This window comes from Nocardia sp. NPDC003345 (assembly GCF_053589395.1).
This window is the reverse complement of record NZ_JBSFRU010000104.1, coordinates 1-18,100: the sequence shown is the minus strand read 5'-3', so window position 1 is coordinate 18,100 and position 18,100 is coordinate 1. Positions and strand designations below refer to the sequence as shown.

General features: G+C 69.3%; 21 protein-coding genes. 7 read left to right on the top strand and 14 right to left on the bottom strand.

The features are described from left to right. Window positions 1-256 (top strand): AMP-binding enzyme (locus ACWDU1_RS14315; RefSeq protein WP_449998653.1); only part of this gene is annotated, 256 nt, incomplete at its 5' end. Window positions 257-272: 16 nt separating this feature from the next. Here the strand turns inward: ACWDU1_RS14315 and ACWDU1_RS14310 are convergent. Next, complete coding sequence (locus ACWDU1_RS14310) at window positions 273-557, bottom strand: hypothetical protein (protein WP_449998652.1); 285 nt, start codon at window positions 555-557, stop codon at window positions 273-275. Between the two features lie 185 nt (window positions 558-742). On the opposite strand from ACWDU1_RS14310, the gene ACWDU1_RS14305 reads away from it, so the two are divergent. Beyond that, window positions 743-1,612 carry a 1,4-dihydroxy-2-naphthoate polyprenyltransferase gene (locus ACWDU1_RS14305; protein ID WP_449998650.1) on the top strand — a complete coding sequence of 290 codons (870 nt, stop codon included), beginning with the start codon at window positions 743-745 and terminating at the stop codon, window positions 1,610-1,612. Between the two features lie 39 nt (window positions 1,613-1,651). Here ACWDU1_RS14305 and ACWDU1_RS14300 read toward each other — a convergent pair whose 3' ends face one another. From ACWDU1_RS14300 to ACWDU1_RS14290, 3 genes are all read right to left on the bottom strand, one after another. Then, entirely contained in the window at window positions 1,652-2,035 is a 384-nt protein-coding gene (locus ACWDU1_RS14300; protein ID WP_449998649.1) for a phage holin family protein, read from the bottom strand. A gap of 122 nt (window positions 2,036-2,157) precedes the next feature. Then, window positions 2,158-2,730 (bottom strand): Clp protease N-terminal domain-containing protein, encoded by a 573-nt coding sequence (locus ACWDU1_RS14295; RefSeq protein WP_449998648.1) that lies wholly within the window; start codon window positions 2,728-2,730, stop codon window positions 2,158-2,160. After that, the gene (locus ACWDU1_RS14290) at window positions 2,731-2,952 is read right to left on the bottom strand and encodes a helix-turn-helix domain-containing protein (protein WP_449998646.1); all 222 of its coding nucleotides are present in this window, start codon (window positions 2,950-2,952) and stop codon (window positions 2,731-2,733) included. It lies immediately after the preceding gene. Window positions 2,953-3,056: 104 nt separating this feature from the next. On the opposite strand from ACWDU1_RS14290, the gene ACWDU1_RS14285 reads away from it, so the two are divergent. Then, window positions 3,057-4,046 carry an ATP-binding cassette domain-containing protein gene (locus ACWDU1_RS14285; RefSeq protein ID WP_449998644.1) on the top strand — a complete coding sequence of 330 codons (990 nt, stop codon included), beginning with the start codon at window positions 3,057-3,059 and terminating at the stop codon, window positions 4,044-4,046. Beyond that, window positions 4,043-4,867, top strand: a complete 825-nt coding sequence (locus ACWDU1_RS14280; protein WP_449998642.1) for an ABC transporter permease — start codon at window positions 4,043-4,045, stop codon at window positions 4,865-4,867. The genes ACWDU1_RS14285 and ACWDU1_RS14280 overlap by 4 nt, the downstream gene beginning before the upstream one ends. Window positions 4,868-4,905: 38 nt before the next feature. Here ACWDU1_RS14280 and ACWDU1_RS14275 read toward each other — a convergent pair whose 3' ends face one another. From ACWDU1_RS14275 to ACWDU1_RS14265, 3 genes are all read right to left on the bottom strand, one after another. Further along, window positions 4,906-8,289: an AfsR/SARP family transcriptional regulator gene (locus ACWDU1_RS14275; RefSeq protein WP_449998641.1), complete on the bottom strand. Its 3,384-nt coding sequence runs from the start codon at window positions 8,287-8,289 to the stop codon at window positions 4,906-4,908. A gap of 79 nt (window positions 8,290-8,368) precedes the next feature. Beyond that, entirely contained in the window at window positions 8,369-9,454 is a 1,086-nt protein-coding gene (locus tag ACWDU1_RS14270; protein ID WP_449998639.1) for a PLP-dependent cysteine synthase family protein, read from the bottom strand. Further along, window positions 9,451-9,870, bottom strand: a complete 420-nt coding sequence (locus ACWDU1_RS14265; RefSeq protein WP_449998637.1) for a DUF4229 domain-containing protein — start codon at window positions 9,868-9,870, stop codon at window positions 9,451-9,453. The genes ACWDU1_RS14270 and ACWDU1_RS14265 overlap by 4 nt, the downstream gene beginning before the upstream one ends. 159 nt (window positions 9,871-10,029) lie before the next feature. Here ACWDU1_RS14265 and ACWDU1_RS14260 point away from each other — a divergent pair, with 159 nt between their 5' ends. Both ACWDU1_RS14260 and ACWDU1_RS14255 read left to right on the top strand, forming a co-directional pair. After that, window positions 10,030-10,242, top strand: a complete 213-nt coding sequence (locus ACWDU1_RS14260; RefSeq protein WP_357425438.1) for a BldC family transcriptional regulator — start codon at window positions 10,030-10,032, stop codon at window positions 10,240-10,242. Between the two features lie 139 nt (window positions 10,243-10,381). Next, window positions 10,382-10,579 carry a hypothetical protein gene (locus ACWDU1_RS14255; protein ID WP_449998655.1) on the top strand — a complete coding sequence of 66 codons (198 nt, stop codon included), beginning with the start codon at window positions 10,382-10,384 and terminating at the stop codon, window positions 10,577-10,579. Between the two features lie 58 nt (window positions 10,580-10,637). Here the strand turns inward: ACWDU1_RS14255 and ACWDU1_RS14250 are convergent, their stop codons facing one another. From ACWDU1_RS14250 to hemL, 7 genes are all read right to left on the bottom strand, one after another. After that, entirely contained in the window at window positions 10,638-10,862 is a 225-nt protein-coding gene (locus tag ACWDU1_RS14250) for a hypothetical protein (protein ID WP_449998635.1), read from the bottom strand. Between the two features lie 176 nt (window positions 10,863-11,038). Beyond that, on the bottom strand, window positions 11,039-12,007 hold the full coding sequence (ccsB, locus tag ACWDU1_RS14245) for a c-type cytochrome biogenesis protein CcsB (RefSeq protein WP_449998633.1): 969 nt from the start codon (window positions 12,005-12,007) through the stop codon (window positions 11,039-11,041). An 82-nt stretch (window positions 12,008-12,089) separates the two neighbouring features. Next, window positions 12,090-13,715: a cytochrome c biogenesis protein ResB gene (gene resB, locus ACWDU1_RS14240; protein ID WP_449998632.1), complete on the bottom strand. Its 1,626-nt coding sequence runs from the start codon at window positions 13,713-13,715 to the stop codon at window positions 12,090-12,092. Further along, on the bottom strand, window positions 13,712-14,608 hold the full coding sequence (locus ACWDU1_RS14235) for a cytochrome c biogenesis CcdA family protein (RefSeq protein WP_449998630.1): 897 nt from the start codon (window positions 14,606-14,608) through the stop codon (window positions 13,712-13,714). Before ACWDU1_RS14235 ends, resB begins: the two co-directional genes overlap by 4 nt. A gap of 241 nt (window positions 14,609-14,849) precedes the next feature. Continuing rightward, on the bottom strand, window positions 14,850-15,470 hold the full coding sequence (locus ACWDU1_RS14230) for a TlpA disulfide reductase family protein (RefSeq protein ID WP_449998628.1): 621 nt from the start codon (window positions 15,468-15,470) through the stop codon (window positions 14,850-14,852). After that, window positions 15,467-16,111, bottom strand: coding sequence for a histidine phosphatase family protein (locus tag ACWDU1_RS14225; protein ID WP_449998654.1), 645 nt, complete (start codon window positions 16,109-16,111; stop codon window positions 15,467-15,469). The genes ACWDU1_RS14230 and ACWDU1_RS14225 overlap by 4 nt, the downstream gene beginning before the upstream one ends. 125 nt (window positions 16,112-16,236) lie before the next feature. Further along, window positions 16,237-17,571 carry a glutamate-1-semialdehyde 2,1-aminomutase gene (hemL, locus tag ACWDU1_RS14220; protein WP_449998627.1) on the bottom strand — a complete coding sequence of 445 codons (1,335 nt, stop codon included), beginning with the start codon at window positions 17,569-17,571 and terminating at the stop codon, window positions 16,237-16,239. Window positions 17,572-17,741: 170 nt separating this feature from the next. Between hemL and ACWDU1_RS14215 the strand changes: the two genes are divergently transcribed. Then, window positions 17,742-18,100: hypothetical protein (locus ACWDU1_RS14215; protein WP_449998625.1), on the top strand; the 359-nt coding region annotated here is incomplete at its 3' end.

Below are 18,100 nucleotides of genomic sequence, written 5' to 3'. Positions count from 1 at the left end.
ATGTCGCCCCCCCCCCCGCTCGCCCCTGCGGGCGCGCCCCGACGTGCGGGTGGGCCGGGGGGTCGGGGGGCCGGTGGTGCCCGTACCGGGCACCACGCCCACTCTCGACGATCTGCGCGACCATGTGCTGGCCGAACTCGACGCGGTCGCCGCACCGCGCGATTTCGCCCTCGTCGACGAGATCCCGCTGCTCGGCCCGGGTAAACCCGACCGGGCCGGGCTGCGGAGAACGTTGCTCGCCGGTTCGGCGTCCTGATCCGCCGACTCGCGGTTCAGGGTTCGTCGTCGGCGTAGGCGCCGTCGTAGTCGTCACCCAGCGGGACCGCGATCGCCTGTTCGGCCATATCGGCCGGATCGGCCTCCCAGGTGTCCCGGATATCCGCCACGGGCACCGCCGCGTCGGGTACGGGGCGATCGTCGGGGACCGAACGGGGGTCGACATCGCTGTACGGGGCGTCGTCGGGATACGCCGGTGTGGCCTGTTCGGCGCGATCGGCCTCGGACATCTCCTCGAAGGCGCCGAGTTCGGTCGTGCGGGGCGGCTCGTGCTGGGCCATTGCGGCTCCTCTCCTCCGTGTACGCCTCGCCGGGCGACTACCCGCCGAGAGGAAGATCAGTCCAACTGTGTCGAGAATGCCCGCACCGGCCCACTCTGGCAAGTAAGCATCGCGGCCGGTTCGGGCCGCGATCACCGGCGGCGACGAGCGCGGCCGATGAGCACCGCTCCCGCTAGGCTGCGGTGATGGCTACCGCAGCACAATGGATCGAGGGCGCCCGGCCCCGCACTCTGCCGAACGCTATCGCCCCCGTCCTGGCCGGTACCGGCGCCGCCGCCGCGATCGACGGCGCGGTGTGGTGGAAAGCGCTGCTGGCGCTGGGTGTTTCGATGGCGCTCATCATCGGGGTCAACTTCGCCAACGACTACTCCGACGGTATCCGCGGCACCGACGACGACCGGGTCGGCCCGCTGCGGCTGGTCGGTTCGGGCCTGGCCTCGCCGGCGGCGGTACGTGGGGCCGCGGTGGCGTGCCTGGCGGCCGGGGCGGTTCTGGGCCTGATCCTGGCCGCCCTGTCCGCGTGGTGGCTGGTGCTGGTCGGCGCGGTCTGCCTGGCGGGCGCCTGGTTCTACACCGGTGGCAGCAAACCTTACGGTTACAGCGGATTCGGTGAGGTCGCGGTTTTCGTCTTCTTCGGCCTGATCGCGGTGCTCGGCACCCAGTTCGTCCAGGCCGGGCGCATCGATTGGGCCGGAGTGGCCCTCGCGGTCGGGGTGGGATCGTTCTCCAGCGGGGTACTGGTGGCCAACAACCTGCGCGATATCCCCACCGATACCGAAACGGGCAAGACCACCCTCGCGGTGAAACTGGGCGATACCCGGACCCGCACGCTGCATCTGGTGCTGATGGTCATCCCGTTCGTGATGACCCTGGTGCTGGTCGCGCGTACCCCGTGGGCGCTGGCGGGCCTGCTGGCAGTACCGCTGGCGGTCCGCGCGAACACTCCGGTTCGCACGGACCGGTCCGGCCTGGAGCTGATCCCGGCGCTGCGTGATTCGGGCCTGGCCCTGCTGGCCTGGTCCGCGCTCGGCGCCATCGCCCTCTGGCTCGGATAGCCGGCCCGCTCGGCCGCACCACCCGGAAGGCGCCGGCGGTCAGTCTCCGTCGGGAAGGATGATGCCGAGGGCCCAGTTCACGATCGTGATGATGATCGCGCCCAGCAGCGCCGCCCAGAACCCGTCGATCCGCAAGCCGTAGTCGGTGGCCTCGGTGATCCACGCGGTGAGCCACAGCATCAGCGCGTTGATGACCAGCAGGAACAGGCCCAAGGTCACGATCACCAGCGGCAGCGACAGCAGCTGCACGATCGGTTTGACGAAGGCGTTCACGACGGTGAACACCGCCGCCACCGCGAGCAGGACGACGATTTTGGCACCGTTGCCCTGATCCGGTGGGGAGAAGATCTCGATGCCGCCGACCCATAGTGCGGCCAGCCAGATGGCGAATGCGGTGCCGATCAACCGGAGCAGAAGCTGCATGACTCATGCTAAGCACACGGCGGCCGGTCGCGGCGGATCCAGCGGTAATTCCCACTCAGCCCGGGTGTCCGCACCGGGAGCCGGTGCCGGGGCGGACCACGGTTGTCCGGGCCCGCCCTCGGTCAGGCGGCCTGATCCAGCAGCACCTGGACCTGGGACCGCAACCCGTCGAGCCGGTCGGGGCCGCCGAGGATTCCGGTGGTGACCGCGTTGGGCGCCCGGAGCACGGCGAGCAGGATATGACCTGTTTCGATCGTCTTGTCCTTGCGGGCCAGCGCCTCCCGCAGCGAGAGTTCGATGACCTTCTTGGCGCCGGAGTCGAACGGGATATGACCGAACAGGCCGCCCCGCCGCTCCTTGGACTCCCGGGCCGGATGCGCGCGATCGAGCGCGTCGGCGCCGAAGGTCGCCTCCAGGCTTTCCCGGACAGCGTCCAGGTCGATACCGATCGATCGCAGGGCCTCGGCGTCCTCCGGGCCGAGCGGGCGCCCACTCACCTCCTCGGTGAGTTCGTGCAGAGCGCCCGATTCGGTGACCCCGTTCTCCTCCAGCAGCGCCCGCAGCCGGGGTCCGCCCGCTTCGAGCAGGGCGAGCAGTAGATGCTCGACACGGATCTCCGGCGAATGCAGGGCGCGCGCCTGTTCCTGCGCCGCGACCACCACCGAACGCGCGCTCTTGGCGAATCTCTCGAACATCTACCGTCCCCTGTCTTTCCGGTTGTACTTCTGATGAACCGCCTGCTTGCTGACCTCCAGGGCGTCGGCGATGGCCTGCCAGGACCAACCCTGATCCCTGGCGTTGGCCACCTGGATCGCCTCCAGTCGTTCGAGCAGCCTGCGCAACGCCAGGACGGCTCGTAGCCCGACCGCGGGGTCGGGGCTGCCCGCCGCCGCGGCGAGTGTCGTCGCTTCTGTCATACGTCAATTTTGATTGACACTCGGCCGGATGTCAACAAAAATTGACGGCCACTCGCAATCGCCGTGCAAGAGCGACGCAAGAACGGAAGAGCACCGTGAATCCCATGACGAATCACGAATCCGCGGCCGGTCTCGCCATCGAGGCGACCGACCTGGTCAAGGTGTTCGGCACCCAGCGGGCCGTCGACGGAGTGAGCCTGGCCGTACCGACGGGCACGGTCTACGGCGTCCTCGGGCCCAACGGCGCCGGTAAGACCACCACCATCCGGATGCTGGCCACGCTGCTGCGTCCCGACGGTGGTAGCGCACGGGTGTTCGGGCACGATGTGGTCCGGGAACCCTCCACCGTCCGCTCCCTCATCGGGGTGACCGGGCAGTACGCCTCGGTGGACGAGGATCTGACCGCCACCGAGAATCTGATGATCTTCTCCCGGCTCCTCGGGCTGAGCCGGGCGGCGGCCCGGCGCCGAACCGCGGAACTACTGGAGGAGTTCGCCCTCACCGACGCCGCCGACAAGGCCCTGAAGAATTTCTCCGGCGGTATGCGCCGCCGGCTGGACCTCGCGGCCGGGCTCATCGCGACCCCGCCGCTGCTGTTCCTCGACGAGCCCACCACCGGACTCGATCCGCGCACCCGCGCCCAGATGTGGGAAACCATCCGCGGACTGGTGCGGCGCGGCACCACGGTGCTGCTCACCACGCAGTACCTCGACGAGGCCGATCAGCTGGCCGACCGGATCGCGGTGATCGACCGCGGCCGGGTGATCGCCGACGGCACCGCCGACGAACTCAAATCCTCCATCGGCGGCTCCTCCCTGCATCTGACCCTGGCCGACCGCTCCCAGCTCGACCTCGCCCGCCGGGTGCTGGCCGAGGTGCTCGGCACCGAGCCGCAGGCGACCCCGGAGGCCGGCCGGCTCACCGCCGCCCTGCCCGACGCCGGCGACACCACCGATCTGCTGATCGGGTTGCGCGAACGCGGTATCGCCGTCGAGGAGATCAACGTGAGCCGGCCCAGCCTCGACGAGGTGTTCTTCACCCTCACCGGCCATCCGGCCGATACCGAAACCGACCCCGAACGGACCGCAGCATGACCACGACCCTCACCGCCCCGGCGTCCACCGCGGCCCGGCCGGTCCCCCGGACCGCCGACCGCATCGGGCTGCGCCGGACCGTAGAGAACACCTTGACCATGGCCTACCGCGGCCTGCTCAAGATCAAGCACAATCCCGAGCAGCTGTTCGACGTGGTGATCCAGCCGATCATCTTCACCCTGATGTTCACCTACATCTTCGGCGGGGCCATCTCCGGTGATGTGCACAGCTATCTGCCGGTGATCATCCCGGGCATCCTGGTGCAGACCGTGGTGATGACCTCGGTCGTCACCGGTGTGCAGCTCAAGGAGGATATGGAGAAGGGCGTTTTCGACCGTTTCAAATCCCTGCCCATAGCCCGGATCTCGGCGCTGTCGGGCGCGCTCACCGCCGATATGGTGCGCTACGGGATCGCCTCGATCCTGACGCTGGTGATGGGCCTGATCATGGGCTTCCGTCCTGATCCGGCCGGGGTCGTGGCGGCGATCCTGCTCGTGGTGGTCTGCTCGTTCGCGACCAGCTGGATCTGGGCGTTCTTCGGCGTGATCGCCAACAAGGCCGCCGCGGTCCAGGGTTATTCGATGATGGTCATGTTCCCGCTGACCTTCGCTTCCCCGGCCTTCGTCCCCAAGGAGACCATGCCGGGCTGGCTGCAGGCGTTCATCGACGTGAACCCGGTCTCGCATCTGGTGTGGGCCTGCCGGGATCTGATGAACAACGGGCACGCCGGTATGCACGTGGTGTGGTCGCTGGTCGGCGCGGCGGCGATCATCGCCGTCTTCGCCCCGCTCACCGTCCGCGCTTATATGCGCCGGGCCTGAGCGCGCGGGCGGGCTCGGCCGGCGGATCGGTGTCACGCTCAGCCGGCCGGGCCCGCCGTGGCCGCAGGTCCGCGCGCGGCCACTTCCGTCAGCAGTTCCACGATCCGCGCACCCGCGCGACCGCGGTGGTGCCGTTCCACCACCGGCCACGCCGGTCCCAGCCGCGGACGCCACAGATCGTGATGACGTTGCCACCGCATCACGGGAAAATCCTGCCGGGGCACGACCGCGGGCGCCAGCGCGAGCAGCTGCGCTCCGCGGTTGTCCCGTTCGTCCAGGGCCAGCAGCGCCGAACCGAGCGCGCAGGCCACCGTCCCGATCCGGGGCAGGTCCGGTACCTGCTCGAGCGGGTTCGCCGTGAAGACCGCGACAGACGGTACGACATCGGCGACCAGATCCACCCGCCCGGCCAGAACGTGCGCGGCCAGGTTCGCCGAACACATCAGCAGGGTCCCCGGCCCGGGTGCGGATTCCCGGAACGGCCAGCCCATCAGTTCCAGAGCCCGCCGGAAATGCCGCAACCCGGAGTCGGTATCGCCCTCGGCGAGTTCGACTTCGGCCAGCGCCGCCGCGATCATCGCCAGCCGGTGGTTGAACCGGACGCCGGGGTCATCGATGAGATCCGTTCCCCGCGTGCCCGATCCGGACAGTCCCAGCGCCGAGCCGATCTCCCGGCGCGCCCGGGCCGTCTCCCCCAGACCGGCCAGCGAAACCGCCAGATACGAGTGCACCTCCAGGCTCTCCTCATAGGCGTGGATCCGGCGCAGCGACTCGGCCGCGCTTTCGTAGTGCGCCACCGATTCCCGGTAATGCCCGGTCTGCCCGGCAAGGGAGCCCAGATGCTGCGCGACCATCCCCCGGCTCCAGACCTCGGCTTCGCCGTACAACTCGGCTGCCGCCAGCCCGTCGCGCTGTGAGCCGTGGATACGGCCCATGTTCTCCCAGATGTTCGCGCGGGCCACCAGCGCGATCGCCCGGGTCGCGGTATCGGCCGACCGCACACCGCGCGCCAGCAGCCGCGCCATTCCGGTGCCGCGGGCCGGGCACACGAGCATCTGTCCCTGGAACCGGAACGCCTCGCTCATCCCGGTCTCGGCGCGCAGCAGCGCGCGCACGCGCACCCTGATCCGCGCCAGCTCCCGCAGGTTCCGGTTCATGAACGCCATATGCAGGGCGATCAGGGCGTGACCGAGCAATTCCAGTTCGGCGTAGACCCCGTACGGCCGCGCCGGTGGCACGATCTCGGACAGCCGGGGAATCCAGCTCATGAATTCCATATGCGCGCCGTGGACCACCCAGCGCATGGCGACCACCGGGAACACCGCGTACACGGTTTCGCGATCCGCGTCCGCCAAGGCCCGGCGCAGCACGGCCACCAGGTTGTCCAGTTCGACCGCCACCCGCAGCGCGGGTTCGAGCTGGTCGCCGCCGCGCACCTCCGCGGCGACCGCCACCGCGAATTCGCGTGCCCAGCACGCCATCCGCGCATCCACCAGTTCGGCTTCCGATCCGGCGTCGCCGGCCTCGACGAGCTGCTGTTCGCCGAATTCCCGGACCGTTTCCAGCATCCGGTAGCGGACCTGCGGCCACGGGTCGTCACCCTCGGCCTCCGCCTCGACGACGGTGAGCAGCGATTGTGCCACCAGTCCGTCCACAGCGGCCGAGATATCGCCCACCTCCGCGCCGCCGGCTACCGTCTCGGCGGCCGCCAGGGTGAAACCCGCCGGGAAGCGGCACATCCGGCGCAGCGTGATCCGCTGTGCCGGTTCGAGCAGATTCCAGCTCCACGCGATCACCGCGTGCAGGGTGCGATGCCGTTCCGGTGAGGTGCGGTCGCCGGTGCGCAGCAGGGCGAATCGCTGATCGAGGCGCCGTTCGATATCTTCGACGCTCATCGTCCGGACCCGGGCCGCGGCCAGCTCGATCGCCAGCGGCAGCCCGTCCAGCTTGTGGCACAGCCGGGCGACGACCTCCATATCCAGCCGCACCGAAGGCCGCACCGCGCGGGCCCGGGCGGTGAACAGATCGGTGGCGGGAGATCCGGTGGGGTCGATGGCCAGCGGGGCCAGCGGATAGACGGTCTCGGCGGTGATGGCCAGCGGGCTGCGGCTGGTAGTGAGCACGACCAGCTGCGGACAGCTACCCACCAGATCGGCCACCGCCGCCGCGGCCGCGTCGATCAGATGCTCACAGTTGTCCAGCACCAGCAGCATCGGGCGGGCCGACAGCGCGTCACGCAGCCGCCGCGCGGAATCCGGGCGGGGCCGCGAAGGCGGCAACCCACGCTCGCGTCCGGCCTCGCCGAGGCCCATCGCCGTGCCGATCGCGGTCTCGATCTCGAGTGCACCGCCGGCCCCGCCGGACTCCGGACGCAGCGAGGCCAGCTCCACCAGCACCACCGGCAGTTGCGCCGCGACCCGCATCCCGATCGCGTTGGCCAGCCTGGTCTTTCCGGCGCCCCCCGGCCCCAGCACGGTGACAACCCGCGATTCCCGCAGCAGCCGGGCCAGTTCGGCGAGATCGTCATCGCGTCCGAGCAGCGCGTTCGGCGCCGCGCGCACCCCCACCGCCGCGGCGACCGGCGGATTCGCCGGCGGCCGCCCGGAGCTCTGCCGTCCACCGGCCTCGAACCGCCCGCGCAGGATGGCCGTATTCAGCTCGGTGACCGCGACTCCGGGATCGGTGCCCAGCTCGGTGGCGAGACCCGTACGAAGAGTCGCGAAGACGTCGAGCGCCTCGTTGGCCCGCCCGGCGGTCGCGAGCAACCGCATGAGGGTGCGGGCGGTCGTCTCGTCCAGGGGCCGGGCCCGCATCCGGGCGCGGCCCAGCGCTATCGCGCCCTCGAGGTCGCCGAGCGCCTCCCGGGCGGCCAGGTCGATATCGTCGAGCGCCTCGGCGTGCTCGGCAGCCAGACCGGCGAGTTCGGCGGCGAGTGGGCCGGCGGGCATATCCGCGCCCGGTTCACCGGACCACAGCGCCCGCGCCCGCGCCACGGCGGCCCGCGCCGTACCCGGTTCGCCGCGCTGCAGTTGCGCGCGCGCCAGCCGGACCAGTTCGGCCACCGCGGTCAGATCCACCTGGCCGGGACGCAGCGCCAGCCGGTAACCCCCTGGCCCGGCCTCCAATACGCCGTCGGGCAGCGCGGCACGCAACCGGGAGACCTGTGTATGCAGGGCGTTCATCGGCGCCCGCGGCGGGTCCTCGCCCCAGACGTCCTCGATCAGGGCCGCCGCGGTGCGGGTCCGGCCCGGCCGCAACGCCAGCGCCACCAGCAGCGAGCGCGCCCGGGCGCCCGGGACCGCCACCAGTTCGGTCTCGCGGCGCAGCGCGATCCGGCCCAGCACGGCGACGACGAGCGACTCGCCCGCCGGCACCGGATTCAGCAGAGAAGGACCGTCCGAGCGGCCCGGATCGCGCTCCATACCGCAGCCATCGTATGCGCTGCGCACCACTGGCAGCGCACCGCCGCGGCCCGGCGGCATACGGCCGCGCGGTGGCCTCTCAGCCGGGCCAGCGCCCGGTAGCGAAGAACTCGTCGAGGACCGCGGTCGGACTGTCCAGATCCCAGCCCTGGTCCGCGATCCAGTCGTCGCTGTAGTACGTGCCCGCGTACCGCTCGCCCCCGTCGCAGAGCAGGGTGACGACGCTGCCGCTGCGCCCGGCGGCGAGCATTTCCGCGATCAGCGCGCACGCACCCCAGAAATTCGTACCGGTGGAGCCACCGACCCGCCGGCCCAGCCCCCGGCTCGCGAACCGGGCGGCCGCGATAGAGGCCGGATCCGGTACCTGGAGCATCCGATCGACTACTTCCGGCACGAACGACGGTTCCACCCGGGGCCGCCCGATGCCCTCGATACGCGAGGGCATACCGGTCGCGTAATCGCCCGCGCCGGTCTCGTAGGCGCCGAAGAACGCCGAATTATCGGGATCCACCACGGCCAGCCCGGTGCGGTGCCGCCGGTAGCGTAGATAGCGGCCGATGGTGGCGCTCGTACCGCCGGTACCGGCCCCCACCACGATCCACTCCGGTACCGGATGGGTTTCCAGTCGCAACTGTTCGAAGATCGACTCGGCGATATTGTTGTTGCCCCGCCAGTCGGTGGCGCGTTCGGCGTTGGTGAACTGGTCGAGGTAGTGCCCGCCGCACTCCGCGGCCAGCCGGGCCGCCTCGGTGTACATATCCGGCGGGCGTCGCACATAGTGGCACCGGCCGCCCTGTGCCTCGATCAGTGCGATCTTCTGCGGTGAGGTGGACGCCGGTACCACCGCCACGAAATCCAGCCCGAGCAACTGGGCGAAATATGCCTCGCTCACCGCGGTCGAGCCCGAGGACGCCTCCACGATCGTGGTGCCCTCGGTGATCCAGCCGTTACAGAGGGCGTACAGGAACAGCGATCGGGCCAGGCGGTGTTTGAGGCTGCCGGTGATATGGGTGGATTCGTCCTTGAGGTACAGCTGTATGTTCCAGTCGGCCGGCAGCGGATAGCGCAGTAGATGGGTGTCGGCGCTGCGCTGGGCGTCGGCGTCGATGAGCCGCACCGCCTCGTCGGCCCAGCTCCGCGGGGCCCCGCGCGTGCAGGACTTCACTCCGCGCCGCCGCTGCCCGATCCCTTCGGGCCCGATTTCCGACGGGCCGTCTCCTCGCCGGTCTCGGTACCGGCCGGTTCACCGGTGGTATCGCCCCGCAACCGGGCCCGGAGCTGCGCCTTGTCGCGACGCCGGCGATCGTCGACCGCCGCGATATCGGAGTTCACCCGCACCCGCAGGCTCTTGAACAGGGTGAGCGACAGCGGCATGGCGATCACGATCGCGAAGAGCACGGCCACCAGCAGCGGCACCTCCACGCCGACAACCCGCGCGCCGACCATGATCACCGCCGCGAGTACGGCGACCAGAACCAGCCGCGCCAGGGTGTAGAGCGCCAGGTTGCCGGCCAGCCGGCGGCCCGGCGACGCCCCGGGCCGGGGGGTGGACTGTTCCTCGGATGGGTTCGCGTCACTCACCTGACCAGCGTAAGCGACTTCGGATAGGGGTCACCCGGGTGTATCCGTTTTGTCCATTACTTCCCCTTTACCAACAGTAGGTGGTTCGAGTACCCGGGCATATCGGTGCCACTATGTCGGAATCCGATGAGAAAACGTGACGAAACAGAAAGGTTTGCCATGACCGCGATTGCCGTCGGGGCCCAGGAGAACCTGCTGACCCCCGGCCAGGTTGCCGCCCTGTTCCACGTAGACCCCAAGACCGTCACCCGCTGGGCACATGCGGGGCGGCTGGGTTCCCTGCGCACCCCGGGCGGCCATCGCAGGTTCCGCGAATCGGAGGTGATGCGGTTGCTCGAATCGCTCACCACCGAGGCGACCGTGCACGGCTGAGACCGGCCCACGCGGCAGTGCAACCTCGCAGGGCGCCACGCCGCCCGCGGCCGGGATCGTCCGGTCCCGGCCCCTGCCGACGGCCGCGATCACCGGCAGTCGGCGCGGAGGGTTAACCTCGATAGAGGAGGTGAGCCACGTGATCTACCTGTTGGCACTCGTCGCGATCGTGGTGATCGCGGTGCTGTGCTGGAAGGCATTCGGCCCCGGGAGTTCCCCCGCGCCGGGGACGGGTCGAAATCGGGTCGTAGGGCCCGATGACGATCCCGAATTCCTCTGGCGTATCTCACGCCAGCGCAATCACCGGGACGGCGATTCCGAATCCACAGAATCCTGATCGCCGGGGCCCGGATAACTTATTGTCCGGGCCATTTCGGTCGGGCGTCCGACCGGATCTAATCGGCGGTGCTGTCGAGCTGCGGCAGGCCTTCCACCGCCCGCAATTTATCGGCCACCCCGGCGAGGCGGTCGAGCGCATCGGCGGGTAATCCCACCGCGGTACGGACCAGTCTGACCAGGGAGTCGGGCTCCAAACCGCAGATCAGCGCCTCATTCGTGGCCTCCGTGGTGCGGCAATTCACCTCGCCGCCCGTATCCGAACTGAAACTATCCGAATCCACTGCCGCTCTCCTCGCTGTTCGACGCGTTTTACCGCGTGGTGGAGGGGAAATGACCGGTCTCACTCGATTACCAGCGCATCGAGTCACAAACAGTTCAGCAATTACCCGACCGAACAATAGCAACCGCGCATTGCGGGGGCATAACGATCATTGCGACGGTAAGAAAACCGCGTGGATCAGCTCAGCCCGGAGTAGCTGTGCAGCCCCGAGACCACCAGGTTGATGATGAACAGGTTGAACAGCATCGCCACGAATCCGGCCACATTGATCCACGCCGCGCGTGTGTCGCGCCAGCCCGAGGTGGCCCGGGCGTGCAGATACGCGGCGTAGAGAACCCATGCGATGAACGAGCAGGTCTCCTTGGGATCCCAGCCCCAGAACCGGCCCCAGGCCGCCTCGGCCCAGATCGCGCCGAGAATGACGCCCGCGCCGAACAGCGGGAAGCCGATGATCGTGGTGCGGTAGGCCAGCCGGTCCAGGGTGCGGGCGTCCGGCAGCCGGCGCGCGATCGCGCCCAGCACGTTCCGTGATTCCGCCCCCTCGGGCTGCCGCAGCCGGTACAGGAACAGCAGGCTGGCGACACCGGAGACCAGGAACACGCCGCTGCCGATACTGACGATGGTCACGTGCAGCGGCAACCAGAACGAGCGCAGCGCGGGAACCACCGGCGCCGCGTCGGCGTAGAGCACGGTGCCGCCCAGGAACATCAGGATCAGCAGCGGAGCCAGCAGGAACGCCCACATTCCCCGATAGCGCTCCTCGCGCATGAACACGAGCCCGACCAGCGCCGCTGTCGCGGTGGCCATGGATACGAACTCGTACATATTGCCGAGCGGGAAGCGGCCGGTCGCGAATCCGCGCAGCACGATCGAGGCGATGTGCAGGCCCACGGCCACGAACAGGACCGAGAACGCGATATTGCCGAGCCGTTGCGACAGCGGCGGGCGCGGTGTCTCGTGGACTCGGCCGGGGGTATCGCTACCGGCGGCGACGCCGCCCGCCGGGACCAGTTCGCGTTCGCTGACCTGTTTGGCGCGGGCCGACGCGTACTGCACGATCAGCAGCACCAGCACCAGCGCGTACACAACGCTCGCCGTTTCGTAGGCGAGATCGCTGTAGCCGGCGAGAGTGGCGTCGATCGGCATCATTCATCTCCCGTGTTCATACTGCGGTGCCCGGTGGAGAACCGCGGTGGCCGAGTGTGGTGCGCATGCTGCCTCCGCGGCACTAGGCCCGGTCGTCCGGCGCGTCCAGCAGCCGGGCCCGGAGGCGATCGAACTCGCCGCCCCAGCCCGCCTGGTCGGTGCGGGCCAGCCCGCCCATCTCTACTACGACGCGTCGTTGGTCCACGGTACCCTCCGGAGTCACCCGCAGCCAGACCCGCCTCCGCGAAACCAGCAGCGAGACCAGCAACCCGCCCATCATCACCAGCGCGCTCACCAGTACCCACTGCTGCGCCGGATCATGCGAGACCTGGATATTGGCGAACTCCTCCGCACCGTCGAACCGCACCTGCGTGCCGTTGGGCAATGTGGTCGATTCGCCCGGCCGCAGATTCACCCGGGCCTCCTTGGAGAGCCGGCCCTGGCGCACCATCTCCTGGTCCAGCGCGAAGATCGACTGCGGCCGGCCGGTATCCAGGCCTGTATCACCGCGATAGATATCCACCGCCACGGCGGGATCGGTCATCCCCGGAAACACCGAGGTCATCAGGGTTCCGTGGAAACTCGCCGTCGGCGCGAACAGACCCTCGATCGCGATCTGGTTCTGCCGGCGCTCGGTATCGCTGGAATACATCCCGCCCGGCGGATCGACTCGCAGCACGCCGCTGGACAGGAAGGTCTGCATATCGTTGGGCTGCCACTGCACCGTCTCGGTGCGGGTTTCGCCGTTGGGGAAGGTCACCGTGAAGGTCGGCGCGTAGCCGTGCCCCTGTAGGTAGACACGATCGCCCTCGACCCGCAGTGGGTGGTTCACCTTGATGGTGGTGTCACGCCAGGTTCCCGATTCCAGATCCGCACCCGCCTGATACGCGATATCGGAGGTGAACATCTCGGCCTGGCCGTTGTCCAGATAGTCGGCGCGGAAATTCTTCACCCGCACGCACATGGGGGTCATACCGGTGCCGTCGTTGACATTGCCGGCCCGGAACGAGTCGAACACCGCGGGCGAAGTGGTGCAGAAACCCGGCCCGTTGTTCGCGATGACGATCACGTTGCCCTCGTAGCCGAAAAGCTTGCCGGCCGCGATCGCCACCAGCAGCCCCACCAGGGCCAGATGGAACACCAGATTGCCCAGTTCGCGGGTGTACCCCTTCTCCGCGGACAGGGTCATCTCGCCGTCGCGCTCACCCGGCCGGACCTCGGTCCGCCAGCCGCGCAACCGGGTCCGCGCCTGCTCGACGACGCTTTCGGGGGTGCCGTCGAGTTCAGCGCTGTGATGGTGCGGCAGCCGGGCCAGGTTGCGCGGCACCCGGACCGGCGGCGTACGCAGCGCCCGGTAATGGTCCACGGTGCGCGGCAGGATGCAGCCCACCAGCGATATGAACAGCAGCACATAGATCGCGGTGAACCAGAAACTGGAGAACACGTCGAACAGCTCGAACCGGTCCATCCATTCGCCCAGTACCGGACGATCGGCGATGTACTGGAGCACCTTCTGCTCGTTGAGGCTGCGCTGCGGCAGCAGTGCACCCGGAATGGCGGCCAGCGCCAGCAGGAACAGCAGCACCAGCGCGGTACGCATGCTGGTGAGCCCGCGCCAGCCGTTGCGGATCACCGCCCGGGCACGGCCGAGCGGGGACTGCCGGGGCGGTAGAGCCGGGGGCGCCTCGGGATGGTCTGTCACGGTCATATCGGCAGTGTCACCTCGGCGACGAAGCCGTCACGCACCCAGCCGACGAACTGATCCCAGGCTCCGGTGACCAGCGCGATCCCGACCGCGACCAGCAAGATTCCGCCGATAACCTGAATCGTGCGGGAATTACGCCGCAACCATCCGACCCCGCGCAGGGCCCCGGCCGAACCGAAGGCCAGCACCACGAACGGCAAACCCAGACCCAGGCAGTAGGCCACGATCAACGCGACCCCGCGCGCGGCCGTGGTGCCCTCCGTTCCGGCCGCCACCGCCATCACCCCGGAGAGGGTGGGCCCGAGGCAGGGAGTCCAGCCGAGGGCGAACACCGCGCCCAGCAGCGGGGCACCCGCGATACCGGCGAGCCGCCGCGGTTCCATCCGGGTATCGCGTTGCAGCGCGGGAATGAGACCGATGAACGCCAAACCCATCACGATGGTGACCACACCGCCCAGCCGCTGCAGCAGCTCACGATTGACGTTGAGGGTCTGGATCAGCCCGAAAACCGTGGCGGTGGCCAATACGAACACCACCGTGAACCCGGCGACGAACAGTCCGGCCGCACCCGCGACCCGGAGCCGGCCGAGGTCCGCGGTCCCGGCGGGAGCCGTGGTTTCCGGATCCGCCGTATCCGGTGCGGTCAGCACCGCCGTCGCGCCACCTCGTGCCGGCTGCCCGGCCCGATCCCGCCGAGCCTGCTCGACGGTCACCGGCGGCGCCTGCGCGCCCACCAGACCCGCCAGATAGGACAGGTAGCCCGGCACCAGCGGCACCACGCACGGTGAAGCGAACGACACCAGACCGGCCAGCAGGCAGGCGCCGAGGGCCAGCAACAGCGGGCCCGTGGCCGCTGTCTGCTGAAATGACTCCCCCACTCCTGCCAGAACCGTCAACGCGAACTACGCTCCGAATCCGCCTCGGTGCTCGCGCGGCGGTCACCGTCGCGGCCACCCGGCGCGGTAGAACCGCGGGCGCCCGACGGCCGCGAACTCGACACCCGCCGATCGCTACCGGGCGTGGTCGCGGGCTGTAGCTCCCACGAACCCAGCGACGATTTCACCAAGACCTCGGCGCGTACTCCGCGCGGCGGGCGGGTTGCCCCGTACCGGCGTACGCCTCGAGACCGAAGACTTCTCATGATGCTCCCTCCGCGGCGATGTTCTGCACCACCGGCATTAGATCTTCAACGAGTAGGGCGCGCAGGAAAACCGCTGCCACCCGGTGGTCCCGATCCAGCACCAATGTGGTGGGAATAACGCTGGTCGGGAAATTTCCACCGAGCGCCAGCAGTGTGCGCATCGACGGGTCGTAGATCGACGGATAACCGATATGGTTGTCGACCACGAAATCACGGGCTTTGTCCTGCTGGAAATCACGGACATTGATCCCGAGGAAAGCGACCCCGAGATCCTTGGTCTGTTCGTAGACCTGTTCGAGCGCGGGCGCTTCGGCGCGGCACGGACCGCACCACTGCCCCCACAGATTCACCACGACCACCTGGCCGGGAAAATCGTCCACCGAAATCGTCTCGCCGTCATCGGACATCAGATCCGGACCCGAGAGTTTCCCGATGGTGCCGCGCGAGGACGGCGGATCATAGAAGATATCGGTCTGCCCACCCGGCGACACGAATTCGAAAGTGCCGCCCGTGGCGACCGCGTCGGATCCGGTGGAACACGCGGACAACACCACCACGCACAGCAGCGAAGCGAGCGCCGGTAACAACCGGCTCCCGGCCGAAAGGGCCGATCTCATGCGCCGTGCACTGTCGGGTCCGAGGCACCGGCGGGCTCGGAGTAGACGATATCGACCAGGGTGTCGCCCCGATACACCAGCGAGGTCAGCGAAGCCAGGCCGCACTGCCGGGACCGGGGGTCGTGCCAGAGCCGCTGCCCCTGCAGGAACCGGCGCAGCGTCCAGACCGGCAGCTGATGGGAGACGAGCACCGCTTCCCGGCCGGCCGATTCCACCCGTGCCTTGTTCACCGCGGCCAGCATCCGGTGCGCGATCTGCAGATACGGTTCGCCCCAGGACGGGGTGAAGGGATCCCGCAGTTTCCACCAGTGGCGGGGTTTACGCAGGGCACCGTCGCCCACCGACACCCGCAGCCCCTCGAAGGTGTTGCCGGCCTCGATGAGGTTCTCGTCGGTGCGCACGGTGAGCCCGTGCCGGCCCGCGATCGGATCCGCGGTCTCCTGCGCCCGCTGCAGCGGTGAGGCGATGACCATCGCGATATCGTGATCGGCCAGCGACCGCGCGACCGCGCCCGCCTGGGCCCGTCCGGCGACCGAGAGCCCGAAACCCGGCAGCCGCCCGTACAGGATGCCGCGCGGGTTGTGCACCTCACCGTGGCGCAGCACATGCACGATGGTTTCCACCGATCCCGCTTCCGCCACACCGTCACCCGGCAGGCGCGGGGCAGCCGCGACCTCGGCGGCGTCTCCGGTGGTCTCGGCGTCCGGAACCGCCGGCTCGTCGCGGTGGTCCGCCTCGGCCGCTACGTTCTCGTGCTCGGGCCGGCTCACGAGCCGGCTCCGGCGGGCACCGCGCTCGCGGCCGCCTCGGCGGCGGCCGGTAGGGCGGCGGCTATCCGGTCGAAGGCCGCGTCGTCGAGCGCCGCGGAGACGAACCAGGCCTCGAACGCGCTGGGCGGGGCGTAGACCCCGGCGTCCAGCAGAGCGTGGAAGAAGGCCGGATAGCGCCAGGTCTGGGTGGCTTTGACCGTGGTGTAGTCGAGTACCGGAGTATCGGCGAAGAACACGCTCACCATATTGCCCGCGAATTGCACGCGGTGCGCTACCCCCGCGCCGGTGAGCGCATCGGTGAGCAGGATGCCGAGTCGTTCGCTGTTGCGATCCAGCGCCGCGTAGACCTCGTCGTCCGCGGCGCGCAGCGTGGCCAGCCCGGCCGCCACGGCCACCGGGTTACCCGAGAGGGTGCCCGCCTGATACACCGGGCCCAGCGGTGCCAGCCGGTCCATCACATCGGCTCGGCCGCCGAACGCCGCCGCCGGCAGTCCACCGCTCATCACCTTGCCGTAGGTGTAGAGATCGGCGGCGACCGGTTCCAGCCCGTACCAGCCCGACCTGCTCACCCGGAAACCGGTCATCACCTCGTCCATGATGAGCAGCGCGCCGTGGTCGGTGGTGATCCGGCGCAGTCCGGCGTTGAAGTCCGGCAGCGGCGCGACCGCGCCCATGTTCCCGGCCGCGGCCTCGGTGATCACCGCGGCGATCTCACCGGGATGCGCCTCGAACGCGGCGCGGACGGCCCCGAGGTCGTTGTAGGGCAGCACGATGGTGTCGGCGGCCTGCGCTCCGGTGACACCCGGCGAGTTCGGCAGCGCGAAGGTCGCCACTCCCGAGCCCGCTTCCGCGAGCAGGGCGTCGACATGACCGTGATAACACCCGGCGAATTTGATGATCTTGACGCGGCCGGTGTAGCCGCGTGCCAGCCGGACCGCGCTCATGGTGGCCTCGGTGCCCGAGTTCACCAGCCGCACCTTCTGCACCGGGGCCACCCGCTCGACGATCGCCTCGGCCAGCTCCACCTCGGAAGCGGTCGGGGCGCCGAACGACAGACCCGAGCCGGCGGCCTCGCGGACCGCCTCGACCACCGCGGGATGGGCGTGCCCGAGGATCATCGGACCCCACGAGCAGACCAGATCGATGAAATCGTTACCGTCGGCGTCGGTCAGATGGCAGCCGTTCGCCGATGTGATGAACCGCGGCGTGCCTCCCACCGAGCCGAAGGCACGCACCGGGGAATTGACCCCACCGGGAACAACCGCTTCGGCTCGCTGGAAAAGCTGACTGGAGGCCGGCACCGCCGTACCGGCCACGCGCAGAGAACTCACGGCCTCCAGTTTGGCAGCCCCCTCCGAGAGAGTCGACGACAGGGTGGCGCATACGTGATATATACCGCCGGTTCGACACGTACCGAGTCAAATACAGCAGGCCGGCGGCCCGAGTGCGTAGTGTCGTCGCAAACGGAAAAACCTGCGAACCACCGGCCGGGGAGGTCGTCTTGCGTATTGCCATCAGTGGTGCGGCTCTGTCACTGGCCTCGGTCGCGTTCGGCGTCCTCGCCACCTGCCTGGGAGCCGGTAGCGCCGCCGCGGCCGAACCGGTCGTGGACGCCGACAACGGCCGGGCCGGAGTCCGGCTCAACAACCAGGAGACCGCGGCCCTGGCCGCCGGGCCGATCCCGGCGCTGGTCGATCACATCGTCCCGCCCTCGCGCATCGGCGCCGGGCTGAACAGTGAGACCCGCCTCTACCGAGACGAACAGGGCGGCGTCCACGCCTCGCTGCGGCAGGTGATCCTCGAATCGGCCGATAACGACGGTTCGGTCCTCGTGTTCTTCCACGCGCCGGGCGCGGCACA